A 13,550-nucleotide genomic window follows, 5' to 3' on the forward strand; every position below is an offset into this window, starting at 1 on the left:
CATGGCCTCCGGTGATCGCGTCCGCAGGCCCGGACACATCCAGATCGGCGAGCTGCTGCTCGGCCCCGGCACCCCGTACGGGTGGGAGTCACTCTCAGGGTGGGAAGACTCCCCCGGGCTGGATTCGGGCACCGTGCCCCGGTCGGACAGCCACGGGGCCTACCCCGGGCGGCTGCTCGCGCAGGCACGGACGATCACGCTCGACGGCCTCGCGATCCGGACCGAGCCAGGACGGATGGGGGCCGCGGTCCGCGAGCTGTCGGCCACAACCGCGCTCGGCGACGCCGAGCTGCCGCTCGTCGTCCAGCTCGACGACTCCCCGCCCCTGCTGGTGTGGGCAAGGTGCCTGCGACGAGCGATACCGGTCGGGGCGGGCGGGTACGCCCTCGGTCTCGTCACCGGGGGCGCGCTGCAATTCGAGGCCACCGACCCGCGGCGGCACGGCGTGATCGAGCAGCAGGCCGAGACCGCCCTGCCCTCCCCCGAGCCCGGTCTCGACTGGCAGTTGACCCCGGGCCCCGAGCGGTTGCTGTACCCGCTCAACTTCGGCGCCCCCGGCAGCACGGGAGCGCTCCGCACAGTGAACGAGGGCGACGCCCCCGCCCACCCGGTCATCACCTTCCGAGGGCCGGTCTCGCTGCCTTCGCTGACCGGCATCCGCACCGGCGAGGTAATCGAGTACGACATCGACCTCGCCGCCGACGACACGCTGACCATCGACACGCGCGAGGGCACCGTGACCCTGAACGGCAGCACGTCACGGCTCTACACCGCGACCGCGCGCAGCGTGCCCGAGCCCCTGTTCACCCTTCCGCCGGGCGCGACGTCGCTCGTCTTCCGTGCGGCCCCCGGCTCCACCGACCCTCGCGCCTCGTGCGAGGTCCGGTGGAGGTCGGCCTACTGGTAAGGAGGACCCCCTTGACGGTGCGCGCCGGATGGCTGCTCTCCGCAGGACAGACCCGCGAGGACACGCGCCTTGTCCCCCTCGGCGTCATGGCGCCCGAGTCCGCCATGACCACTCGCGACGGCGTGATCGCCGGCGGCGACGCGCTCAAGGCGACCGGCACCGCGGCCATGCAGGTGCAGATCGGCGTCGGCCGCGCCCTGGTGCAAGGCACGGACACCCAAGGCGCCTACCCGGTGGCCGTGACCGCGCCCGAGACGCTGACCGTCGCCGACGGAAACGCCCAGTACACACGCATCGACGCCGTGATCATTCGGGTGTACGACGAGCTGCACGACAACAGCGACAAGACCCTCGCCCGCCTCGAAATCGTCCAGGGCGCCGCCAATGCGACGCCGAGCCCGCCCTCGCTCCCCTCGGCCGCGCTGCGGCTGTGGGAAATCACGGTGCCCGCAGGCACGAGTGCGGGCACCGGCGGGATCACATGGGGCTCGGCGCTCGTCGACCGGCGCCGCTTCACCGCGGCGTACGGGGGGATCATCCCGCGCGGGTACGGGTTGTCGTTCTCCGGCGCCTACCCGGGCCAGTACCGCGACAACGGCAGCAGCCTTGACCGGTGGGACGGCTCGGCGTGGCAGACCCTCGATCCCGTGGTCGGTTGGACGGCGCCGGCCTTGGCCAGCGGCTACACCAACGCGGGCAACTCGCAGGGCTCGCTCAGGTATCGCCGGATCATGCTCGGCGGCGTTCCTCACCTCCAGTGGCGCGGCGGCATCTCGTGGGCGACGAACGCCTCGCCGCCCAACTCCGGGCAGCCTCTCGCCGCACCCCTTCCCGCCACGGCCCGCCCCGCGCTGCACACCTCGGCCTCGATCGCGGCCGGCGGCGTGCCGATCAAGGTCGATGCGCAGACGAACGGACATCTCAAGCTGATCGGGAACCCCGGCCTCACGACGTGGGCCGCCATGTCCGGCCTGATCTACCCGCTCGACGCGTAGGGGGTGACCGTTGGCCTTCCCCACGTACAGGGTGGTTCTCTGCGACCTGCGCAGCGACCAGGTGCTCGACGTCCTACCGATCACCGACGTGTCGCTCGACGACTACATCGGCAAGGCGGGCGCCGCCTCGGCCACGATCCCCCTGCCGAACCGAGCCGTCGCCGCCCGTGCCCGCGCCGCGGTCGAACCGGGGCGTACGGCCGTATGGATCGAGCGCGGCTCGGAAATCTGGTGGGGCGGTGTGCTGTGGACCGCCTCGCTCACGAGCAACAGCCGCGGGTTTCTCGGCCTACAGGTGCAGGCGGGCGGGTGGGCGTCGTACCTCGATCACCGCGCAATCCTCCACACCCAAGAAGCCCTGCAAGTTGATCAGTTCGACCTTGTGCGAGGGCTGCTCGACTATGCCGCGAGCCTCCCCGGCGGCGACATCGGAATCGAGCACGACGCCGAGCAGCTCTCGGGCGTGCTGCGGGACCGGACCTTTCGCCGGTATGACGTTCCGCGCATCCGGGAGGTGATCGACCAACTCGCCTCGGTCGAGGGCGGGTTCGAGTGGCGGATCGCGAGCTACCGCGACCCGGGCAGCGGCCGACGGATCAAACGCTTGCAGCTCGGCGCCCCGGTCATCCGGACGGGGGCGAGTGAGGTGGTCCTCGACCACCCGGGCCCGATCCTCTCGTACGGGTGGCCCATCGACGCCACTGTGCAGGCGAACGTGTGGCAGTCCCGGGGCGCGAGCGACAACCGCAACCAGACGAAAGAATCGCTGCCGATCATGTCCGATCTGCTCGAAGCAACCGAGCAGCTCGCAGCCGGATGGCCGCGGCTGGACGGCACCAGCGATTACAGCACCGTGACCGAGCAGAGCACCCTCGACGCACATGCACGCGCCGACCTGGCCGCCGCACTGCACCCGCAGACAATCCCCGAGATCACGGTCGCGCTCGACCGCACACCGCTCTCTCCCGCCCTGCTCGGCGCCACCGTCCGCGTACGCATACGCGATCTGTGGTGGGCCGAGGGCCTCGACCGCCGGTACCGCGTGGTGGGCCTCGCGATCTCCCCGCCGGTCCGGGGCCGCCCCGAGACCGCCAAACTCAGCTTGGAGTCCGCCTAGTGGCAGCGATCCCCCTTGACCTACTCGACCGCATCCGCGCTCTTGAGCGCGAGGTGCGCACCCTCGCCGGCCGCGCGCAGATCAGACCCGCGCTGAACGAAATCACGTCCGGGCTCGTCAAGATCGCCGAGGGCGGCTCGCTCGAAGTGTGGTCACCGTCCGGGACCGGCCTGTTCCGGGTGGGGTCGTTCGGGCCGTACTTCAACCATCCCGACAAGACCTCTCAGCAAGGGTTCTGGATGAACCGCGAGGACGGAACCCTTGCGCTCTCCATCCTCGCGTGGCCGAGTGCCGAGCTCGGCGGCGCCGGTACTCAATCCATCAGCCTGTGGGACCGCGAGGGGAACATCGTCCTCAGCGACGACACCACGAGCGGCCGGTTCCTCGGCGCCCCCGCCCTGCCGCTGCCCTTTCAACGGCTCGCCGTTGACAACGTGATCACGTCCTCGTCGTTCCTGAACGTCTGGTTCGCCACCGTGCAGGCGCACAACCCCGTCGCCTCGATCGAGCTGGAATTCGGCGCGGGCGGGGGCAGCACCTGCGAGGTGGTCGTGCAGTACCGGACCGGCGGCGAAACGGGGTGGTCGAACGTCGCCACCCTCAGCGTGACCGCACCCGCGCAAGAGGTCGCGTGGAAGACCGAATGGGTCACCTTCCCGCTGCACCGCGCGACCTTCGAGCACCTGGTGTTCTTCCGCGTGCAGGTTCGCCAGAAGTCCGGCACGAGCGGCGTGATCTGCAACCTGCTCGGCGCCTTCACCCGCCGCTGCTACTCCAAAGACGACATCCCCGACCCCCCGCCGCAGGGCCTCGCCGCCCGTGCCGCGGTCGCCGCGGTCGACACCGGGCTACCCGAGACAGACGCGAGCCCGGGGCAGGGCGCCGACTACCCGTACGTGCCACCACCGCCGCCCCCAGAGGCAGCCTCCGGCATCACCGAGGCCGAGCAGCCCAAGAGCCCGTCCGCCGCGCCGGGCCTCCACACCATCGACGATTAGGAGGCTTTCTCTGCTGCCCCCGTCCATACCGACCGTCACCGTCCGGGCGCGCTTCCTCGCCCCCGACGGCACCCCCCTGTCGGGCTCGCTGATCTTCCGAGCTCCCGCACAACTCACCTTCCCCACGGCCGATGTCATCCTCGGCGGCCCTGTCGTCGCACAGCTCGACGCGCAGGGCGGGATCGAGGTCACCCTGCCCGCCACCGACTCACCCGACATGGACCCCGGCGGGTGGGCCTACGTCGTGACCGAGCAGCTCTCGGGAATCCCGATCGGCCGCTCTTACAACGTGCTGCTTCCCAAGGTGCAGCCCGAGGTCGACCTCGCCGACATCGCCCCCACGGACCCGAGCAAGCCGAACTTTGTCGGAGTTCCCGGGCCCAAGGGGGACACCGGAGAGACTGGCGCCCCCGGCTCCCGCATCTACACCGGGGCCGCCGCACCCGCGGCCGGCCTCGGTACCGACGGCGACATGTACGTGCGGTACGAATCGACGACCGTCCTCGGGCTCACCTCGACCACGGTCTCGACGTGGCAGCGCACCGCAGGCTTGTGGGGGCAGTTCGGCGGCGACGTCCGAGGTTCCGCCCTGTACCTGAACGCTGGCAGCACGCCGAGCACCGGCACCCGCGCCGGCGACGTTCTGCTGCGCACGGACACAGGCGATCTGTTCCAGAACACCGGAACCGGCTGGGGCACCTCCCGCGGCAACGTCCGCGGCCCGAAAGGAGACAAGGGCGATACCGGCCTTACCGGTAGCGTCGGCCCGGGGGGCGTGGTCCAGTCGGTCAACGGCAAGTCGGCCGCCGCGATCACGCTCACTCCGGCGGACCTCGGGGCGCTCGCCGCGAGTGCGGCCGGCACCGCCGGCGGTGTCGCCACCCTCGGCGCCGACGGCAAGGTACTTGCCGCGCAACTCCCTGCGAGCTCGGGTGGCGCGGTCGCCTCGGTCAACGGCAAAACGGGGACGGTCGTCCTCGTCGCGGCCGACGTCGGCGCGCTCGACCAGGCCGCGGCCGATGCACGCTACGTGCAGCCGTCCGGCATTCCGGTGACCTCGGTCGCGGGAAAGACCGGGACAGTCGCCCTCGTCGCCGCGGACGTCGGCGCCGAAGCCGCGGGTACTGCCGTCCTGCTCAGTGGAAGCCAGACCGTCGCCGGCGCCAAGACCTTTTCGAGCGTGCCGTCGAGCTCGGCCCCACCGACAGCCGACAACCACCTCGCCCGCAAGGGCTACGTCGACTCCCTCGGCGGGGGCGAGTTCCGAGCCAGCGACCTCGGTTTGCTCACGTGGGCATTCGACCCCGTCCTCGGCCACTCCGCCCCGCTCTACCCCGGGTCGGGCCCGATCAGGGTCACCGCCGTCTACCTGCGGTCGGCCGCGTCCGTCGGCAAGATCGTGTGGCACTTCGGCGGGTACGCCGGCGGCTTGACGAGTGGGTCATGGGCCGCGCTCTACAACTCCGCCGGGACCAGGGTCGCGCAGACCGCCGATCTTTCGACCGCAGGAACCGAGCCCGCCGAGGTCCACACGTCCGGCGGCGCAACCGTATCGGTCCCGCTGACCGCGGCTTACTCCGCCGCGGCCGGTCTGTACTACGTCGCGTGGCGATTCCAGTACAACACCGGCACCGGCGACGGCCCCATGATGCTCGTCGCCGAGTCGAGTTTCAGCGCGCCCCCCAACGTGTTCGGGCTGAACAACGTCCGCCGCTTCGGTTCCTACGCGACCGGCGCCGCGACCGCCCCGGCCTCGCTCACCCTCACCTCGATGGAGAACGGGTCAAACAGGTTCTGGACCGGCTTGGCCGCCTAGCCCGTCCGCCCCCATTTCCACGCCCCGCGCCCGATGTGGCCCGGGGCTTTTTCTATGCCCGGAGGGCCCTTTGAAGTTCGTCAGTCGCGCCCAGTGGGGCGCCCGCCCCTCCCGCTACGCGCTCGCCTACATCGGCAGCACCCGCGGGGTGAAGATTCATTACGAGGGGTCGCCCGTACCGGCCTCCCTCTCCCGCCCGGAGAACCACGGCCAGTGCGCCGGCAGGGTCCGAGCGATTCAGGCGAGCCACCTCGCCAACCGAGAAGAGGACTACTCCGACATCGCGTACTCGGCGATGGTCTGCCCGCACGGCTATGTCTACGAGGGCCGCGGCGCGCACCGCCGGACCGGTGCGAACGGGTCTGCGTCGCTGAACTCCAACCACTACGCGGTGTGCGCCATGGTCGGCGACGAGGGACTCACCACGCCCACCGACGCACAGCTCGACGGCCTGCGCGACGCGATCGAATGGCTGCGCGAGGACGGCGACGCCGGCGCCGAAATCAAGGGCCACCGCGACGGTTACGCGACCGCGTGCCCGGGACCGGCTCTGTACTCGTGGGTGCAGCGCGGCGCACCGCGCCCGGGTGGGAGTGGGGGCGGTAACTCGACCTCGCAGTTCGAGCCCTTCCCGGGCGTCGGGTGGTTCAAGGGCGAACCCCGATCGTCGATCATCACCGCCATGGGCCGACGCCTCGTCGCGGTCGGGTGCAGCCGGTACTCGCAGGGTCCCGGACCCCAGTGGACCGAGTCCGACCGGCAGTCCTACGCCGCGTGGCAGCGCAGCCTCGGCTACTCCGGCGACGACGCCGACGGGTGGCCCGGCCCCACCTCGTGGGCCGCGCTCAAGGTCCCCAACGCCTGATCACTCCCCCGCGCCCGCCCGCCGACCGCGGGCGTGCGCTCTTTCCCCAACCTGTGGACAGAAGAGAGGTACACCCATGACCGATGCAACTCGCCGCACCGTCCGTACCGTGGTGCAGACCGTGCTCGCCCTCGCGGCCGGACTCCCCCTGATCATCGACGCCTCGGGCATCCCGCAGACCGCGGCTGGCGTCGGCCTGGCCCTCGCCGTCGCGGGTGGCGTAACCCGGGTGATGGCGCTTCCGGTCGTCGAGAACCTGCTGCCCGGATGGCTGCGCAGCGCGCCCGGCGCCGACGCCGAGTTGATCGCCCTCGACCGCACCCGGGACGGGCGCCCGTGACCGACCCGACCCCGGGCGATGTCGCCCTAGAACTCGAAAGGCTGCGGGCGACCGTCGAGACCGGGTTCGCCCGTCTCGACGGGGCGCTCGCCCTGCTCGTGCAGCGTTCCGATCAGCTCGACACCCGCCTCGCCGATCACGAGCAGCGGCTCGACGCACTCGAACGGTCCCGATGGCCGTTGCCGAGCGTCCTCGCTCTGGTCGCCGTTCTCGGGGTCGCGCTGACCCTCTGGCAGCTCGCCAACCGCTGACGCCCCCGCCCCCGTGACCGGCTTTGGACCGGTCACGGGGGCGGGTGTTTTGCGTCGGCTGTCTTTCTAGGCGGCGGCGACCAGTTCCCGGGCGCGCTCGTTGAAGTCGGCGACGAGCCGGTGAGTACCAAACGGCTCCATCTGGCGCTGCAAGTCCTGTACCGCCTCGACGCACCGCGAGCTCTTCACCTGACCCGACAGCGTCAGGGTTCGCACTCCGGCGGCGTGCGCGGCTTCAAGGTCTCCCCGTTGCAGGTGGGAGACGGCGAGCGCGGCCTGCGACATCGCACCTCGGCGGGCTCGCCGCTGCTTGCGAGCATGGTCGATGGACTGGCGGGCGTGCTCTTCGGCGGCGTCGGATTCCTTGAGGTCGCGGAACGTGTTCGCGTGCTCGCCGTGGAGGTACGCGGGGTCGATGAACGCCGCCCACTCCGGCTCGTTCTGGAGTTGCACGCGGTTGTACGCAGCCTCGGACTCGGTCACTGCGCGAGTCGCTGCCGTCTTGTCTCCGAGCTTCGCCAGGGCCCGAGCTTCGAGGGCCCACAGGTCGGCCAAGCAGGCAGCCGACGCGCTCTTGCCGAGCCCTGCTCGGCCAGCCTGAGCCAACCGTCGGCCCTCAGTCGGGTTGCCGAGCAGCGTCGCTTGGTCAGCCATGCCGGCGAGGACGTGGGCGCCGAGTGCGGCGTTCCCGGATTCCTCCGCGAGGCGGAGCGACTGGATCAAGTACCGCTGTGCCGTTCCGTGCTCCCCGTTGTCGTAGCTCATCCACCCGAGAAGGTAGGTCTGCTCGGCCGCCGCCTCGCAGAGCGCCCGGCGAACGTCTTCCGCGTGCGTGCGACGCAGCAGCGGATAGACGTGCTGGTTCATGTACTGCGCCAAGATCAGGCGGCCCGATCCGCCGCCTTGCAGCACGTCCATCTTCTGAAACTCGCCGAACATGTTCTTCACGGCGGTTACGTCTTCCAGCCGGACACGTGGCCCCGGCTCGGGCTGCTGGTCAAGCGTGTTGAGTAGCCAGTCTCGCGACGGCCCAACAGCGGCGACGGCGGCAAAGGGCGCCGCTGCCAGGAACTTACGACGGTCCACGTCGGCCCTCCCCAAATCGGCAACGGCTTCAACCGTAACGGCGAACGAGGGGTTGTAGACGATGGAGCGGTCGGCGATGCCGCCCTCGGGAAAGCCCAAGTCGTAGGTAGTGACGCGGAATCCGACCTGCCCAGAGATGACGTCGGCAATGATCTCGGGCACCGGCGGGCGAGGCTGGAGCCCGTTCAACCAACGACGCACGGCGGTTGCGTCCGGCTGGATATGCGGCTGCCCCCATACCTGAGCTGCGGTTTTGATCCGGCGAGCAAGCTCCTTGTTGCTCATGCCGGATCGTTCCAGCCACCTCGCGAGGTCAGTGTTCGGCGACGTCATGCTAGGTACCTACCCCTCCGAGAGGTGCGCTATTTCAAGTGCCACCCTTTGCCACCCACGCTGACGGTACCCCCGCTGTCGGCTTGCCGGTTGCCTAAGTGCTCGAACCAACGGCGCAGGCAAGGGGGTTGAACTCATGCCGAGATCGGTGGCGCAGCGGTTCCCGCGTGCAGTCGGCGCGGTATCCGAGGCGCGTTCCTTCTTAGGTGGCGTGCTGGAGGAGTGGGCGATCTCCGACCGCTCCGACGACGCGGTGCTCTGCCTGTCCGAGCTTGCGACCAACGCGGTTCGCCACGCCGCACGCGGTGATTTCGTCGTCGAGGTCTCTCTCGACGACTGCCGTCTGCGTGTCGAGGTGCACGACGCAGGGGCGGGGGCTCCCCGCCTCGGGCGGCCGAGTGATGACGACACGGATGGGCGAGGGCTGCTGATCGTGTGGTCACTGGCGGACGGATGGGGGGTGGAGCCGCACCACCCGTGCGGCAAGACCGTATGGACGGAGTTCAAGACGCAGGGACGCGAGACACCAATCGGCGTGATCCCATGCTGATCGAGAGCGTGCCCACACCGACGGCCGGCCTGCTGGCCTCGCTCGGCGTTTGGTTCTGGATTGATCTCACCGAGGTTGGTCACGTCGCGTTTCTTCTGCTGGCTCATCCGCCCATTCGTCGGGAAGGCGAGTCGCCGGCAGTCATCGAGGGCCGTATGCGCGGGCTCGCCTCGGCTTTGGAACTCGGCCACCCCTCAGCGCAACTTCCCGACATCGGGCCTCGACTCGCCGTCCACGGGCGATACGCGGTGCTGAGTCTCAACGGCTGCCAGACCGCGGTTTACGTCCCGGTGAGCACCGAGTGGTCGAGATTCGTCACGGCCGGCGCCCCGGTTGCCGTAGCAGTCGGGTTCGACCCTCTGCTACCACGCACGCCGTTCGATGCCGTCCGACCGTACGTGTCGGACGGGGCGCAGCGCGGACGGCTCTTCCTCGGCAAGACCCGGGCCGAGCCCTCCCGGAAGTTCATCGGAGTGGGTGGTCCGCCCGTCTGACGCCGACGGACCAACTCCCACCGCTACATCCAAAGACCCGACGGCCGCGGACACGACCGCCGGGCAGCGACGCCAACAGCTAACAAGGAGCTGATGACGACACATGCGCGACTTTATCGCCTGCCTCTGGATCTGGTTAGGGCCGGGCATCTGCCGGACCCTCTGCACCGCGCGTCGGCGCTTATCTGACTGCCGCCGGCGCCCGGTGCCATCCCCGCGCCTCGCCTCGGTCCTCCCGCCGCCCCCGGCCTATGCCCGCAGGCCGCTCCCTTCCCACGTACGGGCCCGGCTGGCGCCGATCGACGGACACGCCTACTTCCTGCGACCGTACGTGCGGCCCCCAGTCCCGGTGGTGCACCGTGGATAGGTCCGCCGTACTTGAGCGGTGCGGACTCTGCGAGGCACTCGTGCCGCACGACGAGGTCGAGTCGGGGACGTTCGTTTGGTTCGATGAGGACGAACACGAGCAGGTCTCGAAACGCCGCTCTTGCCGGGATGCGGCTGCTTGCTTCCTCCGAACCAAAGCCCCGGATGCATGGGAGCGCCTCGGGGGCTCATTGCCAGTGGGCGTCGAACCTCCACCGGGCGCCCGGGTGATCCAATGCACCTCCTGCAACGTCGCGGCCCGCGTAGACGATCTCGTCATCGCCCGGGAACTCGACGACATCGACGACGTCTGGTTCTCCTCCGTCGTCTGCACGGATGAAGACGCCTGTTACGACCGACAGGTGCTCTACCCGTACCGGCCGGAACTCCCCGAGTAAACCTCGTCCGGGCGGTCGGTCGACCGCGCCCCCACCGTCCGGACACTGCTTCACCCCTCGCCGCATTGCGGCGCCCATGGCGACCATCCGGGTCAGGGTCGCACCAGCACTCCCGTGTCGGGGCCGGCTCGTCGCCTCCCCGACACGGGGAACCGCCTCGGCGCGGCCTTGTCGCCGCGCCGAGGAGAGCGCACCGTATGGCAACTCACAGCATGTGACCGTTAATCAGAGAGCAGGAGATGCAATGACCACCGCAGTTGCACCGTGGGGGACCACGCGCTTAGCGCTGTACCCCAGCATCACCGCAGTACCGTACGTCCGTACGGAGATCGACCCGGACACCCAGACGACCCGCTACTTCGACGCGAACGACAACCGTGTCGAGATGGGTGGGCACGGCACCGGAACGGCCACGGCCAACCAGACCTCGACGTCCTCCGACGGCGGGGGCCCCAACCCGCCCCCGCCCGCCGACTCCGACCTCACCGACGACAGCGACTCGGACTGACATGACCGACGCACCGGTTCTCGTCGTCACCGCGCTCGGTGACATCACGGCGGATCTGGTGATGGAAGAGCTGTACGGCCGGGGCATCCCGGCCGTACGGCTCGACCCCGCCGCCGACTTCCCCCATACGGCCAGCATGAGTGCTCGGATCGAACGGGGCGCCTTCACCGGGGATCTCACCACCTCGACTCGGCACCTCGACCTATCCGGCGTCCGTTCTGTGTACTGGCGCCGCCCAAGCCCCTTCAGCAACCCGCAGGCGGCCGAGACTCCCGAGCAGCGGTTCGGGGTTGAGCAATCGCGCAGCGGCTACCTAGGTGCGCTGACTGCACTTCCCGGGGCCCTGCACGTGAACCACCCCTCACGGAACCGCGACGCCGAGAACAAGGCACTACAGCTCGCCACCGCGGCCCGCCTCGGCTTCACGCTCCCCGACACCTTGATCACAAACGTGCCGGCAGATGCCCGGAAGTTCGCGGGCGACCACGGACCCGTGATCTACAAGCCCATTCACCGCGTGCACCTCGCCGGCGAGGACGGACGGAACCGAACCGTCTGGGTGCGCACCGTTCAAGCGGACGAGCTCGACGACTCGATCGCCCTCTGCCCCCATCTCTTCCAAGCCTGCGTCCCAAAGATCGCCGACATTCGTCTCGCCGCCGTCGGGGATGACGCGTTCGCGACCCGGATCGACACCGCCGGCGATCACCTCGATTGGCGCCAGGACCAAACCCTGATCACCTGCTCCCCGATCGCGGTCCCCTGTTCAGTTCGCGAAGCTGTGCGCGCGTTCCTTCATGCGTTCGGGCTCAGCTTCGGCGCTTTCGACTTCACCCTTGACGCCGACGGTCGATGGTGGTTCCTCGAATGCAACCCGAATGGGCAGTGGGCGTTCGTCGACGAGCCGACAACCCGTGCCATCGCGAGCGCACTCGCCGACACCCTCCAGAAGGGCGACACCGCATGACCACTGAGATCGCCGCCGCGCTGCGGCTCCGACTCGTCGAGCAGCTCGTCGCCGACGGCCTGCTGCACGACCCCGAGGTGCGACGGGCGGCTGAGATCGTTCCGCGCGAGGTGTTCCTCGGACCCGCGATCTACAAGCCAAGCAGCCCCCCGGGGGTCACGGTCTGGACGCCCACCCGCCGAGATGACACCCCCACCGAGGAGTGGCTGCGTCTCACCTATCAGGATCAGACGTGGGTGACGCAGCTCGACGGAGTGCTCGCCGAGGACGCCACCGGTCCCGTGACCGGAGGCAGCCCGACGTCATCCTCGACCCTGCCGGGCGTCGTGCTCTGGATGATCGAGCAGGCGGGTGTCGCCCGAGGTAAGCGCGTGCTGATCATCGGGGCCGGAACGGGCCTTTCGACCGCCTACGCCTGCGAGGTGGCAGGCGAGGAGAACGTCACCTCGGTCGAGACCGACCCCGCCGCGGCGGAGCGCGCTCGGAAGGCGCTCGCCGAGGCGGGATACGCTCCGACGCTCGTCACGGCCGATGGCCTGCGCGGGTACCCCGAGCGGGCCCCGTACGACATCGTGATCGCGTTCTGTTCCATGCGGCACATTCCCTACGGCCTGCTACAACAGATCGAAACCGGGGGAACGCTGCTCGTCACCCTGTCCGGCTGGAGCGTCGCCCATGGTCTTGTCCGCCTCTCGGTCGAGGGGAACGGCGTCGCGGAAGGCCGCTTCCTGCCCGGGTACACCTCATTCATGATCGCCCGCCCCCATGACCGGCCGCCGCACGGGCCGTTCGAGCTGCTGCCCGGAGAGGAGCGGCCGAGCCGGATCGACCCTGCCCTGCTCGATGACTGGACGGGCCGGTTCGTCGGACAGCTCGCCGCCCCCTCGGCCGAGCGCCTCGGCATGGGCGCCGAGCAGATCCTGCTCGACGTGGCCACTGGTTCGCAGGCACGGACTCGACCGGCAGCCGACGGGAAAGGCTGGATCGCGGTCCAGCGTGGGCCGCTCAACCTGTGGACCTCCATCGAGGACGCAATCATGGAGTGGCAGAGCTACGGCTCGCCGCACCTCAGCGACTTCGGAGTGACGATCACCCCAGACACTCAAAAGGTCTGGCTCGACGTGCCTCACGGATCAAGCTGGACGCTGCCCATCTGAGCCCCCGGGATTCCCCCCGCCCGCCGGCGTACTCGCCCGGCGGGCGGAGCCATGCCGTCACTCGGTTCCGGATGGCGCCTCGGCCGCGACGCCGAGGTGCCGGTGCAGGTGGGCGCGTGCGACCCGGTACTGCCGTCCGTGGCGCAGCAACGGGACGGGGTACTTCCCACATCGGGCAAGGGTGTATCCCGTTGTCCGGCCGAGCAGTAGTGCCCTGTTCGCCGTGTCCAGCGTGACCGCGACCGGCAGAGCCATCAGTTCCTCGTGTGTCATCCCCTGCTCTTCGTCGCCCATTCGGCCCCCTCGTTGCGTCCGGCGCACAGGCTCTGACCTGGCCAACCGGCATTGCTGGTTGAGATCAACAACGTAACGACAATGATTGACATTGTGCAACAGGCAAAG

General features: G+C 69.6%; 16 protein-coding genes. 14 read left to right on the forward strand and 2 right to left on the reverse strand.

Going from position 1 to position 13,550, the window contains the following annotated elements; all coding sequences use genetic code 11:
• Window position 1 precedes the first annotated feature (1 nt).
• The 8 genes from ACZ597_RS05580 to ACZ597_RS05615 all read left to right on the forward strand — a co-directional run bounded on the left by ACZ597_RS05580 (window position 2) and on the right by ACZ597_RS05615 (window position 7,289).
• A complete protein-coding gene (locus ACZ597_RS05580; protein ID WP_471325364.1) occupies window positions 2–907 on the forward strand; it encodes a phage distal tail protein in 906 nt (301 codons plus the stop codon).
• A gap of 11 nt (window positions 908–918) precedes the next feature.
• Window positions 919–1,902 carry a hypothetical protein gene (locus tag ACZ597_RS05585; RefSeq protein ID WP_471325365.1) on the forward strand — a complete coding sequence of 328 codons (984 nt, stop codon included), beginning with the start codon at window positions 919–921 and terminating at the stop codon, window positions 1,900–1,902.
• A gap of 10 nt (window positions 1,903–1,912) precedes the next feature.
• Window positions 1,913–3,019 (forward strand): hypothetical protein, encoded by a 1,107-nt coding sequence (locus ACZ597_RS05590; protein WP_471325366.1) that lies wholly within the window; start codon window positions 1,913–1,915, stop codon window positions 3,017–3,019.
• Window positions 3,019–4,017 (forward strand): hypothetical protein, encoded by a 999-nt coding sequence (locus tag ACZ597_RS05595; RefSeq protein WP_471325368.1) that lies wholly within the window; start codon window positions 3,019–3,021, stop codon window positions 4,015–4,017. The genes ACZ597_RS05590 and ACZ597_RS05595 overlap by 1 nt, the downstream gene beginning before the upstream one ends.
• Window positions 4,018–4,261: 244 nt before the next feature.
• Window positions 4,262–5,833: a hypothetical protein gene (locus tag ACZ597_RS05600; RefSeq protein ID WP_471325370.1), complete on the forward strand. Its 1,572-nt coding sequence runs from the start codon at window positions 4,262–4,264 to the stop codon at window positions 5,831–5,833.
• Window positions 5,834–5,903: 70 nt separating this feature from the next.
• The gene (locus tag ACZ597_RS05605) at window positions 5,904–6,698 is read left to right on the forward strand and encodes a peptidoglycan-binding protein (protein WP_471325373.1); all 795 of its coding nucleotides are present in this window, start codon (window positions 5,904–5,906) and stop codon (window positions 6,696–6,698) included.
• 76 nt (window positions 6,699–6,774) lie between these two features.
• Complete coding sequence (locus tag ACZ597_RS05610) at window positions 6,775–7,038, forward strand: hypothetical protein (protein ID WP_471325375.1); 264 nt, start codon at window positions 6,775–6,777, stop codon at window positions 7,036–7,038.
• On the forward strand, window positions 7,035–7,289 hold the full coding sequence (locus tag ACZ597_RS05615) for a hypothetical protein (protein ID WP_471325378.1): 255 nt from the start codon (window positions 7,035–7,037) through the stop codon (window positions 7,287–7,289). Before ACZ597_RS05610 ends, ACZ597_RS05615 begins: the two co-directional genes overlap by 4 nt.
• Before the next feature lie 66 nt (window positions 7,290–7,355).
• Here ACZ597_RS05615 and ACZ597_RS05620 read toward each other — a convergent pair whose 3' ends face one another.
• Window positions 7,356–8,708, reverse strand: coding sequence for a transcriptional regulator (locus ACZ597_RS05620; RefSeq protein ID WP_471325381.1), 1,353 nt, complete (start codon window positions 8,706–8,708; stop codon window positions 7,356–7,358).
• A gap of 136 nt (window positions 8,709–8,844) precedes the next feature.
• Between ACZ597_RS05620 and ACZ597_RS05625 the strand changes: the two genes are divergently transcribed.
• From ACZ597_RS05625 to tgmC, 6 genes are all read left to right on the forward strand, one after another.
• Window positions 8,845–9,258 carry an ATP-binding protein gene (locus ACZ597_RS05625; protein ID WP_471325384.1) on the forward strand — a complete coding sequence of 138 codons (414 nt, stop codon included), beginning with the start codon at window positions 8,845–8,847 and terminating at the stop codon, window positions 9,256–9,258.
• On the forward strand, window positions 9,252–9,752 hold the full coding sequence (locus tag ACZ597_RS05630; protein WP_471325387.1) for a hypothetical protein: 501 nt from the start codon (window positions 9,252–9,254) through the stop codon (window positions 9,750–9,752). The genes ACZ597_RS05625 and ACZ597_RS05630 overlap by 7 nt, the downstream gene beginning before the upstream one ends.
• Before the next feature lie 593 nt (window positions 9,753–10,345).
• Window positions 10,346–10,516, forward strand: coding sequence for a hypothetical protein (locus ACZ597_RS05635; RefSeq protein WP_471325390.1), 171 nt, complete (start codon window positions 10,346–10,348; stop codon window positions 10,514–10,516).
• 244 nt (window positions 10,517–10,760) lie between these two features.
• Window positions 10,761–11,024, forward strand: a complete 264-nt coding sequence (tgmA, locus tag ACZ597_RS05640) for a putative ATP-grasp-modified RiPP (protein ID WP_471325393.1) — start codon at window positions 10,761–10,763, stop codon at window positions 11,022–11,024.
• Between the two features lies 1 nt (window position 11,025).
• Entirely contained in the window at window positions 11,026–11,991 is a 966-nt protein-coding gene (gene tgmB, locus ACZ597_RS05645; protein ID WP_471325396.1) for an ATP-grasp ribosomal peptide maturase, read from the forward strand.
• Complete coding sequence (gene tgmC, locus ACZ597_RS05650; RefSeq protein ID WP_471325399.1) at window positions 11,988–13,148, forward strand: ATP-grasp peptide maturase system methyltransferase; 1,161 nt, start codon at window positions 11,988–11,990, stop codon at window positions 13,146–13,148. The genes tgmB and tgmC overlap by 4 nt, the downstream gene beginning before the upstream one ends.
• A 57-nt stretch (window positions 13,149–13,205) precedes the next feature.
• Here the strand turns inward: tgmC and ACZ597_RS05655 are convergent, their stop codons facing one another.
• Entirely contained in the window at window positions 13,206–13,442 is a 237-nt protein-coding gene (locus ACZ597_RS05655; protein WP_471325402.1) for an integrase, read from the reverse strand.
• Between the last annotated feature and the right edge of the window lie 108 nt (window positions 13,443–13,550).

It is taken from the genome of Streptomyces sp. NPDC040718 (genome assembly GCF_055593565.1).